At 44.7% G+C, this 23,658-nt stretch carries 25 protein-coding genes; 10 read left to right on the forward strand and 15 right to left on the reverse strand.

Annotated elements, in window-relative coordinates; translation table 11 throughout:
* Positions 1–192: zinc ribbon domain-containing protein (locus FTU91_RS09920; protein ID WP_180082066.1), on the forward strand; the 192-nt coding region annotated here is incomplete at its 5' end.
* A 12-nt stretch (positions 193–204) separates the two neighbouring features.
* Here the strand turns inward: FTU91_RS09920 and FTU91_RS09925 are convergent.
* Entirely contained in the window at positions 205–381 is a 177-nt protein-coding gene (locus FTU91_RS09925; RefSeq protein WP_257221710.1) for a helix-turn-helix domain-containing protein, read from the reverse strand.
* Complete coding sequence (locus FTU91_RS09930) at positions 378–992, reverse strand: IS607 family transposase (protein WP_086196774.1); 615 nt, start codon at positions 990–992, stop codon at positions 378–380. The genes FTU91_RS09925 and FTU91_RS09930 overlap by 4 nt, the downstream gene beginning before the upstream one ends.
* An 88-nt stretch (positions 993–1,080) precedes the next feature.
* Between FTU91_RS09930 and FTU91_RS09935 the strand changes: the two genes are divergently transcribed.
* Positions 1,081–2,391, forward strand: a complete 1,311-nt coding sequence (locus FTU91_RS09935) for a hypothetical protein (RefSeq protein WP_180082067.1) — start codon at positions 1,081–1,083, stop codon at positions 2,389–2,391.
* Positions 2,372–2,659 (forward strand): chorismate mutase, encoded by a 288-nt coding sequence (locus FTU91_RS09940; RefSeq protein WP_180082068.1) that lies wholly within the window; start codon positions 2,372–2,374, stop codon positions 2,657–2,659. Before FTU91_RS09935 ends, FTU91_RS09940 begins: the two co-directional genes overlap by 20 nt.
* Before the next feature lie 98 nt (positions 2,660–2,757).
* Here FTU91_RS09940 and FTU91_RS09945 read toward each other — a convergent pair whose 3' ends face one another.
* From FTU91_RS09945 to FTU91_RS09955, 3 genes are all read right to left on the reverse strand, one after another.
* Positions 2,758–4,059, reverse strand: coding sequence for a solute carrier family 23 protein (locus FTU91_RS09945; protein WP_086196771.1), 1,302 nt, complete (start codon positions 4,057–4,059; stop codon positions 2,758–2,760).
* 297 nt (positions 4,060–4,356) lie between these two features.
* Positions 4,357–7,041: a phosphoenolpyruvate carboxylase gene (ppc, locus tag FTU91_RS09950; protein WP_180082069.1), complete on the reverse strand. Its 2,685-nt coding sequence runs from the start codon at positions 7,039–7,041 to the stop codon at positions 4,357–4,359.
* A gap of 149 nt (positions 7,042–7,190) precedes the next feature.
* Positions 7,191–7,814, reverse strand: a complete 624-nt coding sequence (locus FTU91_RS09955) for a TetR/AcrR family transcriptional regulator (RefSeq protein WP_180082070.1) — start codon at positions 7,812–7,814, stop codon at positions 7,191–7,193.
* A 145-nt stretch (positions 7,815–7,959) separates the two neighbouring features.
* Here FTU91_RS09955 and FTU91_RS09960 point away from each other — a divergent pair, with 145 nt between their 5' ends.
* The 4 genes from FTU91_RS09960 (at position 7,960) to dnaJ (ending at position 13,955) form a co-directional block, all read left to right on the forward strand.
* On the forward strand, positions 7,960–9,078 hold the full coding sequence (locus FTU91_RS09960; protein ID WP_180082071.1) for an efflux RND transporter periplasmic adaptor subunit: 1,119 nt from the start codon (positions 7,960–7,962) through the stop codon (positions 9,076–9,078).
* Entirely contained in the window at positions 9,075–12,224 is a 3,150-nt protein-coding gene (locus FTU91_RS09965) for an efflux RND transporter permease subunit (protein WP_180082072.1), read from the forward strand. Before FTU91_RS09960 ends, FTU91_RS09965 begins: the two co-directional genes overlap by 4 nt.
* 133 nt (positions 12,225–12,357) lie before the next feature.
* Complete coding sequence (locus FTU91_RS09970) at positions 12,358–12,735, forward strand: hypothetical protein (protein WP_086176574.1); 378 nt, start codon at positions 12,358–12,360, stop codon at positions 12,733–12,735.
* Positions 12,736–12,842: 107 nt separating this feature from the next.
* Positions 12,843–13,955: a molecular chaperone DnaJ gene (gene dnaJ, locus FTU91_RS09975; RefSeq protein WP_180043870.1), complete on the forward strand. Its 1,113-nt coding sequence runs from the start codon at positions 12,843–12,845 to the stop codon at positions 13,953–13,955.
* Between the two features lie 62 nt (positions 13,956–14,017).
* Here dnaJ and FTU91_RS09980 read toward each other — a convergent pair whose 3' ends face one another.
* Together FTU91_RS09980 and FTU91_RS09985 are read right to left on the reverse strand one after the other, a co-directional pair.
* Complete coding sequence (locus FTU91_RS09980; protein WP_180043872.1) at positions 14,018–14,266, reverse strand: hypothetical protein; 249 nt, start codon at positions 14,264–14,266, stop codon at positions 14,018–14,020.
* Positions 14,267–14,294: 28 nt separating this feature from the next.
* A complete protein-coding gene (locus FTU91_RS09985) occupies positions 14,295–14,441 on the reverse strand; it encodes a hypothetical protein (RefSeq protein ID WP_180082073.1) in 147 nt (48 codons plus the stop codon).
* 102 nt (positions 14,442–14,543) lie between these two features.
* On the opposite strand from FTU91_RS09985, the gene dapB reads away from it, so the two are divergent.
* The 3 genes from dapB (at position 14,544) to FTU91_RS10000 (ending at position 17,673) form a co-directional block, all read left to right on the forward strand.
* Positions 14,544–15,365 carry a 4-hydroxy-tetrahydrodipicolinate reductase gene (gene dapB, locus FTU91_RS09990; protein ID WP_086196765.1) on the forward strand — a complete coding sequence of 274 codons (822 nt, stop codon included), beginning with the start codon at positions 14,544–14,546 and terminating at the stop codon, positions 15,363–15,365.
* 58 nt (positions 15,366–15,423) lie between these two features.
* Positions 15,424–16,071: an START domain-containing protein gene (locus FTU91_RS09995; RefSeq protein ID WP_180082074.1), complete on the forward strand. Its 648-nt coding sequence runs from the start codon at positions 15,424–15,426 to the stop codon at positions 16,069–16,071.
* 231 nt (positions 16,072–16,302) lie between these two features.
* Positions 16,303–17,673 carry an RNA-guided endonuclease TnpB family protein gene (locus tag FTU91_RS10000; RefSeq protein WP_180082075.1) on the forward strand — a complete coding sequence of 457 codons (1,371 nt, stop codon included), beginning with the start codon at positions 16,303–16,305 and terminating at the stop codon, positions 17,671–17,673.
* 63 nt (positions 17,674–17,736) lie between these two features.
* On the opposite strand, the gene FTU91_RS10005 is transcribed toward FTU91_RS10000, so the two are convergent.
* The 8 genes from FTU91_RS10005 to FTU91_RS10040 form a co-directional block, all read right to left on the reverse strand.
* On the reverse strand, positions 17,737–18,759 hold the full coding sequence (locus tag FTU91_RS10005; protein ID WP_180082076.1) for an NAD(P)-dependent alcohol dehydrogenase: 1,023 nt from the start codon (positions 18,757–18,759) through the stop codon (positions 17,737–17,739).
* A 31-nt stretch (positions 18,760–18,790) separates the two neighbouring features.
* Entirely contained in the window at positions 18,791–19,363 is a 573-nt protein-coding gene (locus FTU91_RS10010) for a DNA-3-methyladenine glycosylase I (protein ID WP_180082077.1), read from the reverse strand.
* Between the two features lie 21 nt (positions 19,364–19,384).
* Positions 19,385–19,630 (reverse strand): hypothetical protein, encoded by a 246-nt coding sequence (locus FTU91_RS10015; RefSeq protein ID WP_180042687.1) that lies wholly within the window; start codon positions 19,628–19,630, stop codon positions 19,385–19,387.
* 16 nt (positions 19,631–19,646) lie between these two features.
* Complete coding sequence (locus tag FTU91_RS10020; RefSeq protein WP_180042686.1) at positions 19,647–20,189, reverse strand: M23 family metallopeptidase; 543 nt, start codon at positions 20,187–20,189, stop codon at positions 19,647–19,649.
* A 61-nt stretch (positions 20,190–20,250) separates the two neighbouring features.
* Positions 20,251–21,285, reverse strand: a complete 1,035-nt coding sequence (gene mutY / locus FTU91_RS10025) for an A/G-specific adenine glycosylase (RefSeq protein ID WP_180082078.1) — start codon at positions 21,283–21,285, stop codon at positions 20,251–20,253.
* A 122-nt stretch (positions 21,286–21,407) separates the two neighbouring features.
* Entirely contained in the window at positions 21,408–21,770 is a 363-nt protein-coding gene (locus tag FTU91_RS10030) for an HIT family protein (protein ID WP_180042684.1), read from the reverse strand.
* 71 nt (positions 21,771–21,841) lie between these two features.
* Positions 21,842–22,582: a dienelactone hydrolase family protein gene (locus tag FTU91_RS10035; RefSeq protein ID WP_180042683.1), complete on the reverse strand. Its 741-nt coding sequence runs from the start codon at positions 22,580–22,582 to the stop codon at positions 21,842–21,844.
* A 353-nt stretch (positions 22,583–22,935) separates the two neighbouring features.
* A complete protein-coding gene (locus FTU91_RS10040) occupies positions 22,936–23,637 on the reverse strand; it encodes an FKBP-type peptidyl-prolyl cis-trans isomerase (protein ID WP_180082079.1) in 702 nt (233 codons plus the stop codon).
* Positions 23,638–23,658: the final 21 nt, after the last annotated feature.

Consider the following 23,658-nt stretch of genomic DNA (forward strand, 5'->3'; position numbering starts at 1 on the left):
ATTGCAAAAGAAAATAGACCCACTCAAGCTAAATTTGAGTGCGTTTCGTGTGGATATGTTGCGAATGCGGATATTAACGCATCTCGTAACATCTTAGCGGTAGGACATACCGTTTTGTCTGTGGAGGAAAGACGCAGTAAAGGTCGCCCTGCGAAGCAGAAAGCAAGCGAAATCCGTGAGGAAGTCGCCTAAGAGCCTTTGCTTTTAGAATCCCCCACTTGAGCTAGTCGAAAGTGGTGGGAGTATGTCAAATTGTCGCTGCCATTCCTTTAACGCCCAATTATACGACAAACGAGCAACGCCACACGCTTGAGCGAAATGACTTGCTTGCTTGTTGGTGGGCATCAACTCAATGACATGCCCTCGTATAAATCGACTCATAGTACTTCTTTAACCGCCTGTATTAACTTTTGATTCTTTTTACTTCGACTGCCATACAATCTTGCAGAGAATACAGTGATAATTTCCAGTATATCTTGGGCAAGTTCTTCTTCAAAACTCAGATTTTCGCCTTGATTAATAATCACAATTTCAACATTTCTTGCTTCACATAAAGCAAAAACCAACTCAGCACCAAAGCGTAGTAAGCGATCTTTATGTGTTAAAACCAAACGACCAATTTGATTATCAATAATCCCATCTAAAAGAGCCTTTAAACCCTTTTTATGGTAATTCATGCCTGAACCGAGATCGCTGATGAGTTCAAATGTCCAGCCTTGTTTAGCACAGTACATTTCTAAAACTTGTTTTTGTCGCTCAAGATCAGCCTTTTGGTCATGACTTGATACTCTTGCATAAGCAATCGTTTTTCGATTATTTTGAATAGCAAGATCATGGATAAGTTCAGGCGTTATTTTACTTAGATCATAACGTCTGTGATTTTTAGGGGTTCTATCTGCAACTAAAGTGCCTTCCTCATCCCATCTTCTTAGGGTTTGAATGGAAACGCCCAATGTTTTAGCTGCAACACCAATACTAACATATCTACTCATTTGTATATAATAATATAGAAATAAGTAGATTTAAATTAACATTTAACAACTCTTGTAGCACACAAGGTTTTTTTTCGAGGCTGATCTCATGTCACTGTTACGCCGTTGGTTTGATCCACTTCGATCGAGTTGGTTTTATCAAAAGCCAACTCGTCAGGTGGAATTATCTACGGAGCAGGGTTTAACCATCCACTTGCGTCTGGATGATGTCTATAGCTATCTGGCTGCACAGCAGTTACCTGAACTTGAAGAAATCTTGAGTGATGAGATCAAACCCTTAAAGGTGATCATTTCCAGTGAAACGGCAGAACCTCCCAATAACATGTCAGAAATGGAGTGGCAAAATTACTGCCTCAACGATGCCAAAATTTTGTCCAAACAGCATCGTTTTAGTTTTCATGAAACCCCCGAACAGCCACCACTTGAAGCCATTGCTCAAGCAGAAACCATCCTTCGCAATACTCCTTTACGCGGCCAGGATTTCCTGTATTTACTCGAAGATGTGTTCCACATGCTGTGGCAAAAACAGTATGGCAAATTGCGTACCTTGCATGCCATGGCTAGTCGCCATCATCCAGCGCAAAATTTTCCGGAACGGATTTTTAATGATGACGAAGTGCTTGTCAGCTATTTTGAATTCGGGGAGCGCAAGTATCATGCGGTGGATGATCTGCTGCGTTTGACCCGCCGTTTAAAACAGCAAAAACTACTCACTGGCAATCCGATCTTCCTGATCAACCATATTGAATGGCGTGAACACCTGATTAGTGATGCCGAAGAACTGAATGAAATTCAGGCGCTGGATCCGGAACTGGATTTATATATTGCCCTGGAAGACCCGATTTCCTGGCTATTGTTGGCCTATATTAAAGAAGAGCTGGCCAATTTTTATAATATTCACCTCAATGTTTACCCGCTGTCTTATCATGGACGGGACCTGTTTGACTGGGGGCTGGCGACACGTTTGTCCAAACGTACCGAAGTGAAATTTACCCCGTTTTGCCGTCCTACCCAGCAAGCAACTTATGAGATAGCGAAACTGTTTTATAGCGTGCCTGAAGAGCAGCGTGTGGAAGCCATGTACAGCATTTTGCAGGCAGTCTGGACCAAAGGCAAAGACTTGTCATTTAGGGCACATTTTGACCAGATCAAGCGTGATTTAGAGATCAATGAACTGAGCACTGAAGATATTGCTGCCAAATTAAAAGAAAATGACATACTCTGTGAAATGAAGTCTCAGCCCGATTTTCCTGTGCTCGAACTGCGCATTGATGGTCAAAGTTATGTGTTTAATAGTTTGTACCGGGTCTGGATGATCGAAAGTATTTTTAGTAATGTTTTAGAAGACCAATATAAAAGTGAAAATGATGATAGCAAAGATGAAGAAAGAGAAATGTGAGTCTTTAGAACAGGCCCGTGCACAGATTGATGCAATTGATACCGCACTCATTGAGATGATAGCTACCCGTCAGTTTTATGTCGATCAGGCTACGCGTTTTAAGCGTACTGTACAGGACGTACAATCTCCGGAACGGGTCGAGCAGGTCATTCAGAAAGTACGTGCACAAGCACTAGATTTGGGAACCGATCCTGATCTGGTGGAACATTTATATCGGGAAATGATCCAACGTTTTATTCAGCGCGAATTGCGAGAATTTCGTCCTTAATTTTATTTAAATTTCGCTAAGAACATACTTGCGCTTGGGCATAAGCGTCTAGCAGTAGGAATCCCCCACCTAGCGAAAGCGTAGGTGGTGGAAGAATGTCAAGATTTATCGCCCAGGCTAAAGAACCAGTTCAGAATTAAGGCTGCAAACGTAGCGGTACCAATACCACCCAAATTAAAGCTGCCGAATTGCAGGGCAAAGTCACCGGTGCCTAAAATAATGGTCACCGCAGCCACCATCAGGTTTTTGTTTTTAGAGAAATCAACCTTGTTTTCAATCCAGATTTTTGCCCCGGCAATGGTAATTAAACCGAAGACCACAATCGATGCACCAGTTAAGATAGCAGTCGGAATGGTATGGATAATGGCACCAAATTTTGGTGAAAGTCCCAAGAAAACCGCAAAGATACCGGCAAAAACAAAAATGATGGTGGAATAGACACGAGTCACCGCCATCACGCCAATATTTTCACCATAAGTCGTCATCCCCGGAGCACCGACACCACCTGATAAAGTGGTTGCAAGACCATCGGCAACAAAGGCTTTACCAATATGCGGATCAAGGTTTTCACCGGTCATGGCACCCACTGCTTTGATATGCCCCAGGTTTTCAGCCACTAAAATCAAGGCAATCGGCGCAATAATTAGCATGGCATTGGCATCGAATACCGGTGAGTGGAAGGTAGGAATACCAAACCAGTCTGCCTGTTGAATTGGAGCAAAATTAATGGGTGTGCCATGTCCCATCACATTGGAAACAATATAATAAATTAAGTAAGCCAGTAATAAACCGATCAATAACAGCAGACGTTGCAGCAGGCCTTTGGTAAATACTGCAATAGAACCCATGCACATCACGGTGACCAGTGACATCCACATATTGAAGTTATTCCCTGCTACGCCTTTAACAGTCACCGGTGCCAAATTCAGGCCGATGATCATGACCACAGCACCAGTCACTACAGGGGGCATGAGTTTTTCAATCCATTTGGTTCCGGTTGCCATCACAATAAAACCAAAAATGGCATACAGAATACCGCAGGCCATAATACCACCAGCGGCTAGGGCCAGATTGGTATTGGGTGCACCCGTACCCGAAGCGGCATAACCCGTTGCTGCAATGACCACCCCAATAAAGGCAAAGCTGGAACCCAGATAACTCGGCACACGTCCCCCGGTCATCAGGAAAAACAGGATGGTACAGATGCCTGACATTAAAATAGCCAGATTAGGATCAAAGCCCATCAGGAAGGGCGCAAGTACAGTCGCCCCAAACATGGCAAAAGCATGTTGTACACCCAAAACTACACTTTGTGCAGGTGGAAGGTATTCATTGGTACCGACAGGACGTGCATCGATACTGCCTTCGTACGGGCGCCATTTGGGAAACCAATTGGACATTTTTTGAGCACTCTAAAAACAAATTGTGCACATCATACGCTTCTTTTTTGGAAGATTTAATCATTGAAACAAAATTTTATTTATACTAATACCATGACTTTTCAAATATTTTTACCATGTGATAAAAAATTTAATAATTAAAAATAACGCTAAATCAATAGTTAATAGGTATGAAGATGGGTTGATAAATTCATAAATATTTTTTGTTTTATTTATAAAAAATAATGGGAAACTTTTGACCATAAGGTTAAAAAAAGCACATTGCAGGAATGTGCTTTTTCTATGGGAAATCAGAATTTAACCGGTATTACGCAATCCGGCTGCAATCCCGGCAATACTCACCATTAAGGCATGATCGACTGGGGTATGTTCTGCCTGACGTTCTGCCAGATAGCGACGACGGCGTTTCATCAGTTCCGCCTGGAGTAAATGCAGCGGCAACAAATACGGTTTGCGTACCCGCATAGATTGATCCAGCACTTCATTGCTGCTGAGCAGTTTGGATTCGCCTTTCAGCGCCAGCAAGGTTTGTACCGCATCTTTTAAGCGCTGACGCAGTTCATTGCCCAGGACTTTTAAGTCTTCATCTTCGGTCAAATGTGATTCGTAATATAAGGCGACATTACTATCTGCTTTGGACAATACCATTTCCAGCATGTCAATCAGGGTCTGGAAATATGGCCATTGTTGCAGCATCTCATCCAGCAGTGGTTTTTGCCCTTGATGAATCACCTGGTTAATGGCTGCTCCAGTGCCCAGCCAGGCTGGAAGCATCAGACGGATTTGGGTCCATGCAAAGACCCAGGGAATGGCACGTAAGGATTCAATCCCACCACTGACCTTGCGTTTTGCCGGGCGTGAACCGAGTGGCAACATTTGCAATTCTAGTTCCGGTGTAACCGTACGCAGGTATTTTACAAAATGTGGATTTTCACGCACGGTTTGACGATACACCTGTACCGACAAATCGGTCATGCTATGCATCAGTTCACGCCATTCATCCTTAGGCACCGGTGGTGGCAATAAGGTTGCCTCTAAAGTGGCTGCGGTATAAATCTCCAGATTTTGTAAGGCAATGCCTTCCAGACCAAACTTGAAGCGGATCATTTCCCCTTGTTCGGTCACGCGAATAGCACCGGAAATCGAGCCTGGCGGTTGTGAAAACAGTGCTTGCTGGGTCGGAGCACCCCCGCGGCTGATGGAACCGCCACGGCCATGGAACAGGGTGAGTTGTACTGCATGTTTTTTTGCAATGGCAGTCAGTTCTTCCTGCGCACGGTATTGCGCCCAGTTGGCAGACATAAATCCGGCATCTTTGGCTGAGTCGGAATAGCCAATCATCACCTCGTGCTTGCCCTGAATATGCTGTTTGTACCAATGCATATTAAACAGGGTATTCATGGTACTGGCTGCACCGTCCAGATCTTTCAGGGTTTCAAACAGCGGAACTACACGAAGTGGATGCTTGATGCCGGCTTCTTTTTGCAGCAATAACACTGCCAAAACATCACTTGGATATTCCGCCATGGAAATAATATACGCACCCAGACTTTCTTCCGGTTGTTCGGCCAGCGTGCGCATGGTGGCAAACACTTCCTGCACATCCGGATGTTCAATCAGGCTTTGTTTAGGCTCATTCAGATGTTTAGGCAACAACGGACGTTTGCTTTGTAATTCCTGCAACAGGAAGTTTTGGCGCGCCTGTTCGGTCCAGGTTTCAAAATTGCCCAAACCCAGATATTCAGTAATGGCAGAAATAGCCTGACGATGACGACCGGATTCCTGACGGATATCCAGTTTCAGCAGTTCAATGCCAAAACAGTTGACGCGATGGATAAAGTCCAGCAATTTGCCATTGGCAATTTCCGGCAGGTTGCAGGCAATCAATGAACGGTAGCACAGCAATAAAGGCTGTAATAATTCATCTTTGCTTTTAATGACATGGCTATCATCTGCATCTTGCCCTTGCAGTTTTTGCGCCAGCCAGTGACGGGTGGCTTTGAGGCGTTCGCGGGTATCGCGCAGATATTCACGGTAGGGTTCGGGGTGGCTATGGCCCAGTGCCTGCATCAGTTCATCGCTGCAGTTTTGAATCGACAGTTCCCAGCGCAGGTCTTCCATATCACGCAGATATAAATCAGCCGCTTTCCAGCGCGACAGCCAGAGCACTTCCTGGGTAATGTTATGCGTCACATTCGGGTTGCCGTCACGGTCACCGCCCATCCATGAGGCAAAACGCACTGGTGCAACGGTTAAAGGTAAACGCTGGCCACAGTGATCTTCAACCATTTCATCCAGTTCGCGGATGAATTTGGGAATGGCATTCCATAGGGTTTGTTCAATAGTGGTAAAGCCCCATTTCGCTTCATCGACTGGGGTTGGCCGGTGCTGGCGGATTTCATCAGTCTGCCAGGCGGAACAAATCAGTTGTTTGAGTTCTTGCAGTACGGCTTTGCGTTCACGTGGGGTCAGTTTTTGTTGATCAGACTTAAACAGGCAGTCATTAATATCATCATATTTTTGAATTAAGGTACGACGGCTGACTTCAGTCGGATGTGCAGTCAACACCAGTTCAATTTTCAGTTCACAGATTTGCTTGAATAGCGTGTCGGCTGAAATTTCGTGATCTTTAAATTTCTGGAACAGATGATCGAGCGGATTGGGAGAGGGGGCATGTTCATCGAATTCACTCTTACGGCGACTGCGTACTACATTATACTGTTCGGCAATATTGGCAAAATTCAGAAAGTGGGTGAATGCACGGGTAAGTGGAAGAATCTCATCATCTTCCAGACTCAGGAATAGTTGTTCAAGCTGTTTTTCGGCTTCTACCTGCCCATCACGTGCACCTTTGGACAGGGCACGAATCTGCTCCACCTGATTAAACAAATCTTGTCCCGCATGTTCCTTGAGGGTTTCTCCCAGTAAGTTCCCAAGTAAGCGTACATCCTCACGCAGTGGAGCATCAATTTGTTGAATCATTTTTTTTCATTCTCCTAGGCTACTCCTTTGAATATACCCCGATTCGATGACATTCCAAGTAGGGGGCAGACAAAAGTCGGTAATTTTTTGCTGCTAAAACTAGCAATTGAGTTGCCGTTGGTGCAGTCAGGAAAATGGAATTACAGATTTTAAGGTTTTTTCTGATATTTCAGCATAAAGATTTCAATACTGTTCAAGATAATCTGCTGTTTCTCTTCAGCAGTTGGAACTTCCCGCACCCCAAGCAGCACTTCATGATGGCGCAGACCCAACAGTAAAGAAAGGATCAGTAAGGTCAGGTTTTTTAATGTTTCTGGCTGAATAAAGCCCAATTCGATAGCCTGCTGAAAAAAGTTTTCCCACAGTGCATTCATACGCAGATGGCAGGCATTATAAAATGTCTGTGCCAGTGGATTTTGTTCCGCCGCCAGTTCTACCAATAAGCGTTCCAGTTTGATGGCTTCAGGCAAATTGGTGATATTGAGGGCCAGCTCACAGGCATGCACAAATTCTTGATAAAAATTACTGTCGGCTTGCAGGTTTAAGGGGCGAGCACTGAGTAATTCTTCGCATGTGGCAACAATGGCACAAACAAATAAATTGGCTTTATCCTGAAAGTGATTGTAGACCGTCAGTTTGGTGACACCTGCTTCCTGGGCAATCTGGTTCATGCTGGAACCATGGTAGCCACACCTTAAAAATAAGCTTTTTGCTGCAGTTAAAATGCGCTGACGTTTTTCTAAGTCTTTGGGGCGACCCACATTTATTTGCACAATTTTTTCCAAAAAAATGAAAAAGGTCATTGATTGACCCTCGATTCCCAATTAATGTACCGGTAAGTATATTAATTAAAAAACGATCAGTTTAAGATAATGCTTATTTTGCCTTAAAAAACATTTTGAGATAAGAGCCAACCTCATGAGCACAGTAAAGATTGCAGTAAAAACCTCCCTGGTCAGCATGATGATTATTTGCAGTGTGACTTTATTGGGCTGCAGTACGGAGGCAACCGAAACAGAACAGGTTCCATTTGTGATGGTGACTCAGCCGAACAGTACTCATAATGAGCAGAAAAGCTATGCCGGAGATGTGCAGGCACGCCAGCAAACAGCTTTGGCCTTCCGGGTGGGCGGACAGATTATCGAACGTTATGTCGATGTGGGCGATCAGGTCAAGGTGGGGCAGGTGCTGGCAAAACTGGATGTGAAAGATGCCCAGCTGCAGCTCAATGCAGCAAAAGCTCAACTGGAAAGTGCCCAATCGGCAGCAAAAATTGCCGCAGATGAACGGCAGCGCTTTAAGCAATTACTGCCGATGAATGCGGTCAGCCGTTCGCAATATGATGCAGTGGATAACCAGTATAAGTCAGCGATGTCCGCGCTGAAACAGGCGCAGTCCAATTATCAGGTTACGAGTAACCAAACCGGTTATAACCAGCTGATTGCCAATAAAAATGGCGTGATTACCGCGCGTAACATTGAAGTGGGGCAGGTGGTCGCGGCAGGGCAGGCTGCTTATCAGATGGCGATTGCCGGTGATCGTGAAGTGGTGATCGGGGTGCCGGAACAGGCCATTTCAGAGATTAAAGTCGGTCAGACGGCATGGGTCACTTTATGGTCCAAACCTGAAGATAAATTTGCCGGCTATGTGCGTGAAATTTCTCCGGCAGCTGATCAGTCCCGAACTTTTAGTGTCAAAGTCGCTTTGCGTGAAGGCAATGCTGCCATTCAGCTGGGCCAGAGTGCACGGGTATTTTTTAACAATAGCCAAAACAATGTACTCAGTGTGCCGTTGTCCAGTGTCTCGGCCAATGGTCAGCAGGCCTATGTCTGGGTGGTGAAACCGGACCAGACTATTCATAAGGTGGCCGTGAACCTGGGAGCCTACGGTCGTGACAGTGTGCCGGTATTGTCCGGTCTAAATCCGCAGGATTATGTGGTGATTGGCGGTGTGCATTTATTGCGTGAACAACAGAAAATCCAGCCGATCGACCGGGAAAATCGTGCCGTGAAAATTCGGGCAGGAGCTGCATCATGAATTTAGGCTCGAACTTTAACCTGTCGGAATGGGCCCTGAAAAATAAAGGCTTGATTCTTTATTTCATGCTGCTGCTCGGCATTGTCGGCATTGTTTCCTATTCCAAACTGGCCCAAAGTGAAGATCCGCCGTTTACCTTTAAGGTGATGGTCATCCAGACCTACTGGCCGGGTGCAACCGCACAGGAAGTGTCCTTGCAAGTCACTGACCGCATCGAAAAGGAGTTGATGAGTACCGGTAACTACGAACGCATCATGGCCTATTCACGTCCCGGTGAATCCCTGGTGACGTTTGTCGCCAAGGATTCGCTGCGCTCAAACCAGATTCCCGATGTCTGGTATCAGGTGCGCAAAAAAGTGGGCGATATCCAGCATCAATTGCCGAGTGGGGTGCAGGGGCCGTTTTTTAATGATGAATTTGGCGATACCTTCGGAAATATCTATGTTTTGACCGGTAAAGATTATGACTATGCCATATTGAAGGAATATGCCGACCGTCTGCAACTGCAACTGCAACGGGTCAAGGATGTCGGCAAGGTCAATCTGGTGGGGCTGCAAGACCAGAAAATCTGGATTGAACTGTCTAATACCAAAGCGGTACAGCTCGGCATTCCGGTCACAGCCATTCAGCAAGCCCTGCAACAACAAAATACCGTGGCCAGTGCCGGCTTTTTTGAAACCGGCAGCGACCGCATTCAGATGCGGGTCAGTGGTCAATTAAAAAGTATTGATGAACTTAAACAAATGCCCCTGTTGGTGGCAGGAAAAACCATTCAGCTGGGCGATGTTGCGGACATTTATCGTGGCTTTAGCGAGCCGGCCCAGCCACGCATGCGTTTTATGGGCGAAAATGGGATTGGCATTGCCGTATCCATGCGCAAAGGTGGCGACATTCTGGCTTTGGGTAAAAATTTAGAGGCTGAATTTGCCCATTTGCAAAAATCTTTGCCCTTGGGCATGCAGCTAAAAAAAGTTTCCGACCAACCGGTTGCGGTGAAACGCAGCGTCAATGAATTCATGAAAGTGCTGGCAGAAGCAGTGATTATTGTCCTGCTGGTCAGCTTCTTTTCCCTGGGTTTTCGTACCGGTCTGGTGGTGGCATTTTCCATTCCACTGGTGCTGGCCATGACCTTTGCCGGCATGAATCTATTCGATGTCGGACTGCATAAAATTTCACTGGGCGCTTTAATTCTGGCGCTGGGTTTATTGGTGGATGACGCCATTATCGCGATTGAAATGATGGCCGTGAAAATGGAGCAGGGCTATAGCCGGCTGGAAGCCGCTGGGTTTGCCTGGAAAACCACGGCTTTTCCAATGCTGACCGGTACCTTGATTACCGCAGCCGGCTTTTTGCCGATTGCCACTGCAGCCTCCAGTACCGGTGAATATACCCGTTCCATTTTCCAGGTGGTGACTATTGCCTTGGTAGTGTCATGGTTTGCGGCAGTGCTTTTTGTCCCATATTTGGGAGATAAGTTACTGCCAGATTTTAATAAAGATCTGATCCAAAAAGCGCCGTGGTATCAGCGTTTATGGGCGCGCTTGCGCAAGCAGCCGGAACCTCAGCCGGTCGTGTATCATGCCGGTGAGCATCATGATCCTTATCAAACCAAGTTTTATCAAAAATTTAGAGGTTGGGTGAGTCAGTGTATTAGCTACCGTAAAACCGTGATTGCAACTACGGTGGGCATTTTTGTGCTGTCGGTGCTGATGTTTAAACTGGTACCGCAGCAGTTTTTCCCGCCGTCTAACCGGGCTGAAATTCTGGTCGATTTAAAGCTGGAAGAAGGGGCATCGCTCACGGCCACAGAAAATGCCGTGAAGAAAGTGGAAAAATTCCTGTCGACCAAACAAGGCATCGACAATTATGTGGCCTATGTCGGCACGGGTTCCACCCGCTTCTACTTGCCACTGGACCAGCAATTGCCACAAGCCAGTTTTGCTCAGTTTGTGGTTTTGGCTTCGTCCTTAGATGACCGCGATGAAATCCGCAAATCTTTAGATCATGAAATCCGTAAATTGCTGCCGGATGTGCGTACCCGGGTCTCGCTGTTGGAAAATGGTCCGCCTGTCGGTTATCCATTGCAGTATCGCGTTTCCGGTGAAGACCTGAATCTGGTACGTCAATGGGCACATAAGGTTTCCGCCGTCATTGCAGAGAATCCGAACACCACCAATGTTCATCTGGACTGGGGCGAACCGAGTAAGGTCATTCAGCTGAATATTGATCAGGATCGCGCCCGTCAAATGGGAGTATCAACTTTAGATTTGTCACAATTCCTGAACAGTTCCATCAGTGGTGCTGTGATTAACCAGTATCGTGAAAAACGTGAACTGATTGAAATCCGTTTGCGTGGTGATCAGAACGAACGCATCAGTGTGGAATCTTTGTCCAGTCTGGCCGTACCGACTGCCAATGGCGGTTCAGTACCTTTGGCACAAATTGCCAAAATTGAATATAAATTTGAAGATGGCCTGATCTGGCATCGTAACCGTTTGCCGACTATTACCGTACGTGCCGATATTCGGACCAAGTTGCAGCCTGCCACCGTGGTCGGGCAACTTGCCGATAAAATGGATCAGCTACGGGCCGAATTGCCAAGCGGTTATCTGGTTGAAGTGGGCGGTACGGTCGAAGAGTCAGCTCGTGGACAAAACTCAGTCAATGCCGGTATGCCGTTCTTCCTGGCGGTGGTGATGACCTTGCTGATGATTCAGCTCAAGAGTATGTCTCGTGCATTTATCGTCTTTTTGACGGCACCTTTAGGCCTGATTGGGGTGGTACTGTTTCTATTATTGCTGAATAAACCCTTTGGTTTTGTGGCAATGCTGGGAACCATTGCACTCTCTGGTATGATCATGCGCAATTCTTTAATCCTGATTGACCAGATTGAACAGGACATTCAGGCTGGACATGATCCCTGGAATGCCATTATCGATGCAACCGTACGTCGTTGCCGCCCGATTGTGCTGACCGCCCTGGCCGCAGTATTGGCGATGATTCCACTCTCCCGCAGTATTTTCTTTGGTCCGATGGCGGTGGCGATTATGGGGGGCTTGATTGTGGCGACCCTGTTGACGCTGTTCTTTTTACCGGCATTGTATGCACAATGGTTTAAAGTGAAAAAAAATAGCCAAACGGAGTAATTTTTTGACAATAATCAGGTGCGAAATGTTGAAAACTTCAATATAGTAGCACCTAATATTTGTATACATTTTTATCAAGCAATTTACTGCATATTAAAACTCTAAACATGCGGTAAATGGGGTTGAAACGCACATGAAGCAAGACAACTTAAGCCGACTTCGCCGTTCCGTTGCGATTTCCTATGTCTTGATGTTTTTCGCGTTATTTACTGTGATTAGTGGCATATTTGCTTATTGGTTTGCGCGTAAAGTTACACAAGTGGATGAAGTGGAGGTCTGGCTTGAAGCCCAAGCCCTCTGGATCATGCGTAATATTGTGATTTATATGATTTTGGTATGTTTTGCAGCACTCTGGTTTATTCCGCTGATTTTCTTTTATTGGGATAGTGCAGTTTGGGTAAAAGGTTGTACCGTTGCAGGCGTGGTTTTCGCCATGATTGCCTTCTTATTCCTGTTGAATGCCTGGCTGAAAGGAATCTCCCGGTTTTTCAAAAATAAAGCCGTTTTCTAATCCGAGTAAATTTTTTTCCCCTCTTTCCCTTGTAAAATTTGTTTCTGTCCCCAATTTCACACCACAGTTAAGTATTAAATAAAATTCCGTGAGGAGCATCGCCAGACATGGCTAAACGTGATTATTATGAGGTTTTGGGCGTCGCTAAAACCGCTAGTGATGATGAAATTAAAAAAGCCTACCGTAAGTTGGCGATGAAATATCATCCAGACCGTAACCCGGACAACCCTGAAGCTGAAGAAAAATTTAAAGAAGCTGCCGAAGCTTATGAAATTTTATCCGACAGTGAAAAACGCAGCATGTATGACCGTATGGGGCACAATGCCTTTGAAGGCGGCATGGGTGGTGGTGGCTTCGGTGGTGGTTTCAGCACTGAAGACATTTTTAGTCAGTTTGGCGACATCTTTGGTGGCGCATTTGGTGGCGGTGGTGGCCGTGGTCAGCAACGTGCACGTCGCGGATCAGACCTGCGTTACGTGATGGAATTGACCCTTGAAGAAGCGGTCAAAGGCGTGAAAAAAACCATTACTTTTACTGCACCTGCACCGTGTGAGGACTGTGATGGTAAAGGCTCTAAAAATCCGAACGATGTTGAAACCTGTAAAACCTGTCATGGTACAGGTCAAGTGCGTATGCAGCAAGGTTTCTTCTCTGTTCAGCAAACTTGTAGCACCTGTCGCGGTCAGGGTAAAATCATCAAGAACCCATGTAATACCTGTCATGGTTCTGGTGTAAAAAACCGTCAGCAAACCCTTGAAGTGACTATTCCTGCTGGTGTGGACAATGGCGACCGCGTACGTTTAACCGGTAAGGGTGAAGCGATTCGTGACGGCCAGTCTGGTGACTTATATGTTGAAGTGGTGGTGCGCGAGCATGACATCTTCCAGCGTGACGGTGCCGACCTGTATATGGATGTGCCGGTATCTATTGCCGATGCTGCATTGGGTAAAGAAATCCAGATTCCAACCCTGGATGGCCGTGTCAGCCTGAAAATTCCTGAGGGAACTCAAACCGGCAAACTGTTCCGCTTGCGTGGTAAAGGGGTTAAACCGGTACGTACCAGCATGCAGGGTGACTTGCTTTGCCGCGTAGTGGTCGAAACTCCGGTGAATTTGACTGCGCGTCAACGTGAGCTGTTAAAAGAATTGCAAGAAACGATGGATGGTGAGGACAGCAAATCATCGCCTAAGAAAAAATCGTTCTTCGGTCTGTTTGATTAATTTCAGACACAGTTTAAAAAAAGGGGGGAATATTGAATATTCCCCCCTTTTTTTATAAGCGCTTATTCGATGATTGGTTTGTCAATAGCTTCGACATCTACCGATTGCGTTGCTGCTTCGCCAGCCGGTTCTTGCTTGGTCGCTGCCGGATTAGTTTCAGCTTGAGCCGGTGTAGAGCTATGGGTACGAATATTTATTTTGACTTGTGATAAGCTTTCCAAAGTATCTCCCGCTTGGATTGCCGGTTCTGCCCACGCTGTGCTGACGATGGTTGCCATAAAAACGGTTAATGCGATTTTTTTCGAATGCATGTTGATTTCCTTATAATTCATCTTTTGATCACTCGTGTTGCGTAGTCTGCGCAGAGATGTTTACAGGGAGATGAAAATCAGCAGCAAAATCATTTATTTTTAATGCTGAACTTTCAATACAGCAACCGGTCGGGGTTGAGCCATTACATCGTGCTTTGGCATAAACATTCATCATGACCGGTTTCTTTTTAAATAAAAAATTTCAGGCTGAAACTTAGTCTCGGTACATAGTTTTGATATAGTAAGAACAATTTAAAATCAACATTGGGAATATGTTATGTCAGCAGCTCCACGCATTGGTGTATTGGGTGCAGGCGGTCGTATGGGACGCATCCTTATTCAGGCCGTTAAAGAAGCAGGTTACCAGCTTGCAGCAGCAGTTGAACGCCCTGAAAGCAGCCTGATTGGTGCAGATGCAGGTGAGCTTGCCGGTATTGGTGCTGTGGGTGTAAAAGTGGTAGGTAGTCTGCAAGAAGTTTTGCAAGACTGTGACGTGGTGATTGATTTTACTGCACCAGTTGCAACTGCTCAGCATTTAAAATTATGCCGTGAAGCAGGGGTGGCAATTGTGATTGGTACCACTGGCATGAATGATGAACAAAAAGCCTATCTGGATGACAGCGCAACGCAAACTCCTGTTGTTTATGCTGCCAACTATTCGGTTGGCGTGAATGTTTCCATTAAACTGTTAGAACTGGCATCTAAAGTGTTTGGTGATACAGTCGATATTGAAGTGATCGAAGCACATCACCGTCATAAGGTCGATGCACCGTCAGGTACAGCACTGATGATGGGCGAAGCCATTGCCGATACTTTAGGCCGTAACTTAAAAGAAGTCGCGGTGTATGGCCGTGAAGGTCATACTGGCCCGCGTGATCGTCAAACCATTGGTTTTGAAACGATTCGTGGTGGTGACATCGTCGGTGAACACACAGTGATGTTTATTGGTGAAGGCGAACGTGTGGAAATTACCCATAAAGCCACCAACCGTATGAACTTTGCCGCAGGGGCCGTTCGTGCCGCAGCATGGGTCGTGGGTCGCGAAGCATGCAAATATGATATGAAAGACGTACTGGGTTTTAACGATATTCAGGTATAAAAAATCGTCAAAATCATTTATAACAATACAACAAAATTAAAATAAGAAGCTCAACGGAATGAAAAAAGTGATCTTGATGGCTTGTGCCGTAGCCTGTTTGGCTGCTGCACAGGCTAAACCTGTCGATAATGCCAAGCTCAGTATTCACAAGAATAATATTAAAGTCTGGACCTACCAGAACAGCCAAAATCCGGTATTTTTATACAAAGCCGAAACCACTTATGATACATCTTTCGAAAAAGCAGTGGGGCTGATTCTGGATGTCGACCATGCGGTGAAATGGGTACCGTATATGGGCAGCGTGAAAGTACTATCGCGCGATGATAAAAAAGGCGAATTTTTATTGTATATGGTGCTGGATTTTCCTTTTCCGCTGAAAGACCGTGATTTGGTGGTACAAGGTAAAATGATAAAAGATGCTCAAGGCATCATCACGATCAAGAATAAAGCGGTTGATAAAGCTTATGCCAAAAATCCGGATTATATTCGTTTAACCCATTATGAAGGTGATTGGACCTTTCAGAAATTAGCCAATAATAAAGTCAAGGTTTCAACTTATGGTTATGCCAATCCTGAAGGTTCCATTCCTTTAACTTTTGTGAATATGTTTGTACAGCAGCAACCTTATCAGATGCTGCAAAAGATGAAGACAGAACTTGCCAAACCCTCAAGTATTCCGCTGCTGCCTGAAGCATTGCGCTATTAACAAAACGAAAAAAATTCCGCACTATGCGGAATTTTTGCCTCATCGTATCTAATGAAATTTGAACAAATTTAGTGGTGCATTCTCGCTCTTTTAAGGGTGAGTCAAGCCACTAGAGTTTTTAAATATTAATTTGTATTAAGTATCTAATATAAATAATTTTTTTCATATTTTTGGCTTTATTTTTAGTCTAAAATAGTATAAAATTCCAGCATCTAAATAGTGAATTTACTGATGATTTCAGGCGTTAAATTTCGAGCATACCCAACTCAGGAGCAGAAGCTTATTCTGAGCCAGTGGATGGGGTGTGCGAGATTAATCTGGAATGCTAAATGTGATGAAGATAAGTATTTTAGGAAATTCGCAAGCAAGTTTTTCCCTTTCAAAGCGTATTACTCAACTCAAGATCAGAAGTACGCTCAGTTTAGATCCAAAGAACTCACACCATGGCTTGCTCAATGCCCAGGAACCATCCTTAAAAATTCGACTGTGAATTGGTACAACACTCTTAAAAAGTCTATCAATGGTGTTTGTGGCCGACCAAAACGCAAAGCTAAAACCGATAAAGGCAGTATCTACCTCACTCGTGATTTGTTTAGCTTTGAGAAAGATCAGTTTGGTAAGGTTCGACTGCAAATTGGCGGTAAAAAGTTTAATATTGGCTACCTGAAATTTAAAGCGCATACTGACTTTAAAGAGCCTACTTCTTTGTATATTCGCAAGGAGCGTGGACAATACTTTGTATCTTTCTGCTATAAAGATTCGGTTATCATTGATGAGATTAAACTAGATGAACATTTAGATCATTTGCAACGTTTTACTCAGGAACAGCTTAATAACGTAGTGGTGGGGATTGACCGTGGTGTAACTATTCCTGTTTGTACTCCTGATCAAGAATTTGATTTCAGTAAAGAACAAAAGAATCATTTATCCAAAGCTGAGCGTTATATTAAACGCTTGCAGCGCAAACTCTCTAAACAGCAAAAAGGCTCAAACCGTAGAGCCAAAACCAAACATCGTATTGCGGTCCATCATGCAAAGAAAGCCAATATCCGAAATGATTTCAACCACAAGACTAGTTATAGCTTAGTTAATAATGAAAAGAATAAGGTCTTTATTTTTGAGAAACTCAATACTCAAAAAATGACGAAAAAGCCCAAGCCGAAAAAAGATGAATCAGGTCGATTTATCCCAAATAAGGCAAAGGCGAAAGCAGGATTAAATAAAGCAATCCTGAATGTTGGTTGGTATATGCTAGAAACGTATGTGAAATACAAAGCCAAGCATCTAGGAAAAGCGGTATTTAAGATTAGAGCAGCTTACACCAGTCAGGAGTGTGCTTCGTGCGGTCACACTCATCCCGACAATCGCAAAACTCAAGACAAGTTTAAATGCGTGAGTTGTGGTCATACTGATAATGCGGATAAAAACGCATCGAAAGTGATAAAAAGCAGAGCTATAAAATTAATTATATACACTGGAACGGTGTTGGAGGAGGATTTATTATCTTCCTCTAGTGGGCGTGGAGGCAGTCGTAAGACGATTAAGGCTAAAAACCCTAATCGCATTGTCGATGAAACGTCAAAAGAGATGATGACAACCTAGGTTGTTTTCAGAAACTAGTTGCTTTAGCTGCGAGTAGTTCATTTCAGCCGAATCACATAAAAATTAGAAGTCAGCTTTTAACACAATCCGGTAACGGGCCTGACCCGAATGCAGACGTTCAATCGCTTCATTCAGTTGTGACATTGGAAAAACTTCAATTTGCGGGGCAATATTTTTCCGCGCAGCAAATTTCAGTAACTGACGCAATGCAGCAGGCGAGCCAGTAGGTGAACCGGTAACCGATTTTGCGCCGCCAATCAGCATGCCGGCAGAGATCTGCATCGGTTCAAGTACCAGACCCAGCATATGTACCGTACCGTTTGGAGCCAGTGTGGTTAAATAGGCAGACCAGTCCAGAGTGACATTGACGGTACTGAGTAGCAAATCGAATTTACCACGTTGAGCTTTTAATGCGGCTGTATCACGGCTATTCACCACATGGTCTGCACCCATGGCTTTCAGTTCTTCAGTTTTATCTAAGTTAGACGTGAATGCGGTAATTTCACAGCCCCAAGCTTTTAGCAGTTTGATTGCCATATGCCCTAAACCGCCAATCCCAATCACACCCACATGATGAATGGCCTGAATCTGGTGTTTTAAAATCGGATCAAATACGGTAATCCCGCCACAGAGCAGCGGACCGGCACTTTCCGGATCCAGATCTTCGGGCAGGGGAATCACCCATTGCCAGCCTGCACGGACTTTATCGGCAAAACCACCGGCATGACCCACAATGGTCGCTTTTTTTTCACCGCTACACAGGACTTGCTGACCTGATATACAGGGATCGCAATATTGACAACTCTCAGCAGTCCAGCCGATGCCCACACGTTGTCCCACTTTCAGGCCTTTGGCTTCTGAACCCAACTGAATGATAGTGCCAATAATTTCATGTCCGGCCACCACGGGATAAACTGAAGATTTCCAGTCATTATTGATTACTGAAATATCGGAATGGCATAAACCACAATATTCGACTTTGACTTCCACCTGATGCGGCTGGAGTTCTCCGGCATCAAACTGATAGGGTTCAAGTGCTGCACCGGCCTTTAAGGCTGCATAAGCATGGATGAGATTGTCATTCATGGCGGAATCCTTTTATGGTTATAGTCACGTGTTAAGTTGATTTAAAAGTACAATTATTTTCATGGTCATCGACCATACCGACAGCCTGCATAAAAGCATAGCAGGTAGTGGGTCCAACAAATTTAAAGCCTTTCTTTTTTAAGGCTTTGGATAGTGCAAGGCTAATATCTGTTTGGACCGGTGCCTGACGATAATCCGGCACATCATTGTGTAGGATCTGATGTTGAACAAAGCTCCATAACCAGTTGCAAACATTGATCTGTTGTGGTTTTAGTTCTTGGCTTAAATGCTGCCAGGCCATGGCATTATCACGAATGGCTTTGAGTTTGCCGATGTGTCGGATCAGGCCGGCATCCTGGAGTTTATTTTCCAGTTCTGCATCACTGAACTGGGCGATCTTGGCAATCGGGTATTGAAAGAAATGCTGCCGATAGCAGTCACGTTTTTTCAGTACGGTAATCCAGGACAGACCGGCCTGCTGTCCTTCCAGACACAGCATTTCAAATAAATGCGCCTCATCATGACTGGCTTTGCCCCACTCATGATCATGGTAGGCCATATACAGTGAATCATTCGAGCACCAAGCACAGCGTTGAACCGACATTTTTGATGCTCCTGACCAGGTTTAAAGCTTGAATTCAGTCCATTGATCTTGCTGGTTATCCCAGTAATACAGTTCGGCTTGCGGTAAGTCCGCGAATTGAATCCACATGTCTTTGCCGGCTTTTTCTGCAAAACCGGTACTGATCAAAAGCGCCTCTTCGGTAATTTCCATCACCCAGCCTTGGTGGGTTTCTCCTGCCAACACAATTTTTTGTTGATTGCCTGATTCAGCAAATTCGACCAAACGATTGATCAACGCTTCTGACATGAATAATTCCTAAAAATTAACGTAAATAAGGATAGGGATTCACCACACCACGACCCTTACCCTCCAGGTAAATAGCATAGTGTAAATGCGGTGCCGTATGACGTGCATTACCGGTATTGCCAACATAACCAATCAGATCACCTTTTTTGACATAATCGCCGACATTTAAGCCGCGTTTATGATCATCTAGATGGGCATAGTAATGCCAGCTTCCACCGGGTCCCAGAATCCAAACCACTTTACCACCCAAATTGTTATTGCGTAAGTCGGCAATGAGGCCTTCTGTGGCACTCAATACTTTTGTTCCACGTGGAGCCATAATATCGATGCCTTCATGGGTACGGCCATGACTACGCGAAGCTCCCCAAGTATCCTTTAACTGTCTGGCTTTGATATTTTTTACCGGTATAGGCAATGATGATTTCAGTTGCATACTTTTCAGCTTTTGCACCTGAGCCGGTGGGAGCGGGGTAGAGGACGGTTTTTGCGGCGTCGAGGTACATGCCGCAATCCACAAAATGCTAAAACCCAAGAATAAGGCTGAAATAAAACGTAGCACTGTTCATCCTTTTTTCATTCTAATCTATATGAAATTATTCGAACTACAGTGCCTGACTATCTCATAAATTTAATGCAGAGATCAATTTTTTCATTGCGGTGGGCAGCCCCATAGCCGTTGCACTTTGGGGGGCTAACCATGTGCCATTCAGTTCGATTGCCAGATGTTCCTGCTGGTCAGGATCGACTGCAAAGCAGAGGGCTTCCAGTTGCCAGGTAAAGTGAGTAAAACTATGCATGATTTGCGTCCGTTGAATCACTTTTTTTAAACCTAAAGATTGGCACAGTTGTTCAAATTCGGCAGGATTTTCAATAATCGGCAGGCACCACAAACCACCCCATAAGCCACTATTGGGGCGTTGTTGCCATAACCATTGATCATGAGACTGAATTAGCAAAACTTGTGCTGATTTTACCGGAACAGGTTTTTTGGCTTTTTTAAACGGCAGCTCAGTTTCCAGTCCCTGTTGATGGGCCTTGCAGTGCTGCTGCATCGGGCAATATAAACACAAGGGTTTTTTCGGCGTACAGATGGTTGCTCCCAAATCCATAATCGCCTGGGTATAGTCATGATTGCGCTCAACCGGGCACAACTGTTCTGCCAGTTGCCACATGGCACGTTCATGCACCGGTTTGGACAGGTCATCTTCAATGGCAAAGAAACGTGCCAATACCCGTTTGACATTGCCATCCATAATTACGCCGTACTGACGCAAACCGAGGGACATCAGTGCCCCGGCAGTGGATGGGCCAATTCCGGGAAGCTCGATCCATTCTTCTAATGTCGCTGGAAAATGACCTCGACGAGCCACCATTCCCGCAGCTTTATGCAAGTTTCGGGCGCGGGCATAATAACCCAGACCGGCCCAATACGGGGCTACATCATCCCAACTGGCCTGTCCCAAATATGCTACCGTCGGAAAGCGTTCGATAAAACGCTCGAAATATTGCAGCACGGTTTTCACTTGAGTTTGCTGCAACATAATTTCTGAGACCCAGACTTTGTAGGGGTCGTCCGCGACTTGCCAGGGCAAATCATGGCGGCCATGAACGTCAAACCATGAAAGCAGGGCATTGGCAAAAGAAAACTGTGACATGTGAACCGTAGCGTGGGAATATACGAATAGTATAACGAAAATTGCCCAGTACTGCGGTGCTGTCCAAAGCAAAAAAAATGATGCCGAAGCATCATTTTTTGATGGATAAAGTCCAATCCATTTCATTCGCTGCTCATGCCCCAACGCTCGTCAAGTGTCAATGTTTGGCCTTCATAGCGTGGAATAACATGAATATGCAAATGTTCATCAACCTGGCCAAATACCGCACCATCATTAAAGCCAATATGAAAACCTGTAGGATGGTAACGTAGCTTTAATTCATTACGGGCAAGCTCAAGCAGAGACATCAGGCTTTTGCGTTCTTTGTCCGTGATATCAAAAAAAGAACTGACATGACGTAAAGGAACAATCACTGAATGACCTTTGGATAAAGCATTTGGTTCGGGTAAAATGACCCCGAAATCATTTTTATCAATGATGTCATATTCATCAAAATTGCAATATGCACAATTATTTGTAGTCATTGTTATATCCTCTCTAAATTATCCATGTCAGTGGATCGGTAAAAATAGCCAAACGATCTTTACCTTCATTGTTATTCACCAAGTCGTGTTTTAAATAATTCATACATGGCAGATAAACCTTGTTGTTCGGCTGCTGCGTTATAGCCCAGATCAATACCATTGGCTTTGGCACGTTCGTCTGCCAGCGGGTTGCTAAAACCATGTTTAGCATCTTCGAAGACAATCACTTCATGCTCGACTTGAGCAGCATGCATCTCTTCTTTAAAGCGTGCGACATCGTCCAGGCTGACCATACTATCCAGTTCTCCGTGGAGCACTAAAATTTCAGCTTTTACCTGTCCGGGCTGTGCAGGGGTTTTCGGAGTTAAGTTACCATGGAAAGTCACCACAGCTTTTAAATCCGCACCAGAACGAGCTAGATCAAGTACCACTTTGCCGCCATAACAAAAGCCTATAGCTGCCAGTTTATCTGCATTTACTTCTTCTTGTGCAGCTAATGTGGCTAAACCTGAAGACGCACGGGTCACAATTGCTTCAGGATCTTCGAAGGTTTGCATCATCCATTCGCTGGCTTGAGGAACAGCTGTGGTGACTTTTTTATCTCCGTACATATCAATGGCAAGAGCGGCGTAGCCGTGTTCGGCAAGTTCACGTGCACGTTGTTCGGTGTAATCATTTCGTCCCCACCATTCTGGTGCCACAATAATGCCAGGGAGCGGTTTTTCCGATTCAGGTGCGGCAAAGTATCCGATCAAATGTGTTCCATCTGGGGCAGTGTACTGAATTTCGCGAGTTTTAATGCCGAGAGCCATGGATTCAATCCTTGTAATAAATAAAAAATGTCTGAATTAAAAAGTATAGAAAAGAATTTCTTTAATGATTGTACAACTTTGACGACATACTAAGATGCATAAATTGAAACATGCTTTTAATTCAGCAGAATATGTATCTAAATATTTAATAAATAAGGAGTTAATATTGTTTTTAGGTGTTGGGAAAAGAGAAAATAGATCGGCAGGATTTCAGAATAATGACCTCTTCCAGAACGGAGCGCAACATGTGCCAGAGTATCTCATCCATGCTAAAAATGGCGAGCAGTCATAACTGTTGGGGGAGTTTTAGATTGACCCACTCGCTATTTTGAAATGAGATAGTGACTGACCGATTACTTGCTGGATTTGGGCAATACTTCAAGCAGTTCGACATCAAAAATCAAGGTGCTATTCGGTTCAATCACATCGCCGGAGCCAATTTGACCGTAGCCAAGTTGTGCCGGAATGAAAAAGCGATATTTGGCCCCTTCGTTCATCAGCTGTAAGCCTTCCACCCAGCCTTGAATCACTTGGCTGACTTGAAATTCCGCTGGCTGGTTTCGGGCAATCGAGCTGTCAAACACGGTTCCATCAATGAGCCGGCCTTCATAATTGACTTTAACTACGGAATAGGGCTTTGGCGATTTTCCGTTGCCCTGTTTTAAAATCTGATACTGCAAACCTGATTTGGTGCTTTGAATACCTTCTTTTTTGGCATTGGCTGCTAAGAATTCCGCCCCAATTTTGGCATTGGCTTCGGCTTTTTGTTTTAATTCAATCAGCTGTTTTGCTTCACTTAGCTTTTTATGCTGATTCAAAACACGAGCCATTTCTTCATCCGTCAGGGCAGATTTAGCCCCTTGAGTGGCTGTCTTTAAACCCAGGATGAAAGCCTCCAAGTCTAAATCTTTAAATGATTCAGTATTGCTGCGTCCCATTAAGTAACCGAAGCTGTAACCAACTTGTTCTTTTAAACTACTGCTATTGGTCACCGTTTTTGCAAAACTTGCCGTTGTGCACATGCATAAACAAAGTAGTGTTATAGATGTTTTCATTTTCTTATCTCAAGATAAAGA

The organism is Acinetobacter sp. YH12201 (genome assembly GCF_013418145.1).
In the GTDB taxonomy this organism is placed as follows: domain Bacteria; phylum Pseudomonadota; class Gammaproteobacteria; order Pseudomonadales; family Moraxellaceae; genus Acinetobacter.

Coding starts and splice junctions, on each gene's coding strand:
- FTU91_RS10030 (WP_180042684.1), bottom strand. CDS start 21,770: ATGACTACAAATAATTGTGCATATTGCAATTTTGATGAATATGACATC.
- FTU91_RS09935 (WP_180082067.1), top strand. CDS start 1,081: ATGTCACTGTTACGCCGTTGGTTTGATCCACTTCGATCGAGTTGGTTT.
- FTU91_RS09970 (WP_086176574.1), top strand. CDS start 12,358: ATGAAGCAAGACAACTTAAGCCGACTTCGCCGTTCCGTTGCGATTTCC.
- ppc (WP_180082069.1), bottom strand. CDS start 7,041: ATGATTCAACAAATTGATGCTCCACTGCGTGAGGATGTACGCTTACTT.
- FTU91_RS09985 (WP_180082073.1), bottom strand. CDS start 14,441: ATGATGAATGTTTATGCCAAAGCACGATGTAATGGCTCAACCCCGACC.
- FTU91_RS10015 (WP_180042687.1), bottom strand. CDS start 19,630: ATGTCAGAAGCGTTGATCAATCGTTTGGTCGAATTTGCTGAATCAGGC.
- FTU91_RS09960 (WP_180082071.1), top strand. CDS start 7,960: ATGAGCACAGTAAAGATTGCAGTAAAAACCTCCCTGGTCAGCATGATG.
- FTU91_RS10035 (WP_180042683.1), bottom strand. CDS start 22,582: ATGGCTCTCGGCATTAAAACTCGCGAAATTCAGTACACTGCCCCAGAT.
- FTU91_RS09995 (WP_180082074.1), top strand. CDS start 15,424: ATGAAAAAAGTGATCTTGATGGCTTGTGCCGTAGCCTGTTTGGCTGCT.
- FTU91_RS09980 (WP_180043872.1), bottom strand. CDS start 14,266: ATGCATTCGAAAAAAATCGCATTAACCGTTTTTATGGCAACCATCGTC.
- FTU91_RS09925 (WP_257221710.1), bottom strand. CDS start 381: ATGAGTCGATTTATACGAGGGCATGTCATTGAGTTGATGCCCACCAAC.
- FTU91_RS09930 (WP_086196774.1), bottom strand. CDS start 992: ATGAGTAGATATGTTAGTATTGGTGTTGCAGCTAAAACATTGGGCGTT.
- FTU91_RS10010 (WP_180082077.1), bottom strand. CDS start 19,363: ATGTCGGTTCAACGCTGTGCTTGGTGCTCGAATGATTCACTGTATATG.
- FTU91_RS10040 (WP_180082079.1), bottom strand. CDS start 23,637: ATGAAAACATCTATAACACTACTTTGTTTATGCATGTGCACAACGGCA.
- FTU91_RS09965 (WP_180082072.1), top strand. CDS start 9,075: ATGAATTTAGGCTCGAACTTTAACCTGTCGGAATGGGCCCTGAAAAAT.
- FTU91_RS09940 (WP_180082068.1), top strand. CDS start 2,372: ATGAAGAAAGAGAAATGTGAGTCTTTAGAACAGGCCCGTGCACAGATT.
- FTU91_RS10005 (WP_180082076.1), bottom strand. CDS start 18,759: ATGAATGACAATCTCATCCATGCTTATGCAGCCTTAAAGGCCGGTGCA.
- dnaJ (WP_180043870.1), top strand. CDS start 12,843: ATGGCTAAACGTGATTATTATGAGGTTTTGGGCGTCGCTAAAACCGCT.
- mutY (WP_180082078.1), bottom strand. CDS start 21,285: ATGTCACAGTTTTCTTTTGCCAATGCCCTGCTTTCATGGTTTGACGTT.
- FTU91_RS10000 (WP_180082075.1), top strand. CDS start 16,303: ATGATTTCAGGCGTTAAATTTCGAGCATACCCAACTCAGGAGCAGAAG.
- FTU91_RS09945 (WP_086196771.1), bottom strand. CDS start 4,059: ATGTCCAATTGGTTTCCCAAATGGCGCCCGTACGAAGGCAGTATCGAT.
- dapB (WP_086196765.1), top strand. CDS start 14,544: ATGTCAGCAGCTCCACGCATTGGTGTATTGGGTGCAGGCGGTCGTATG.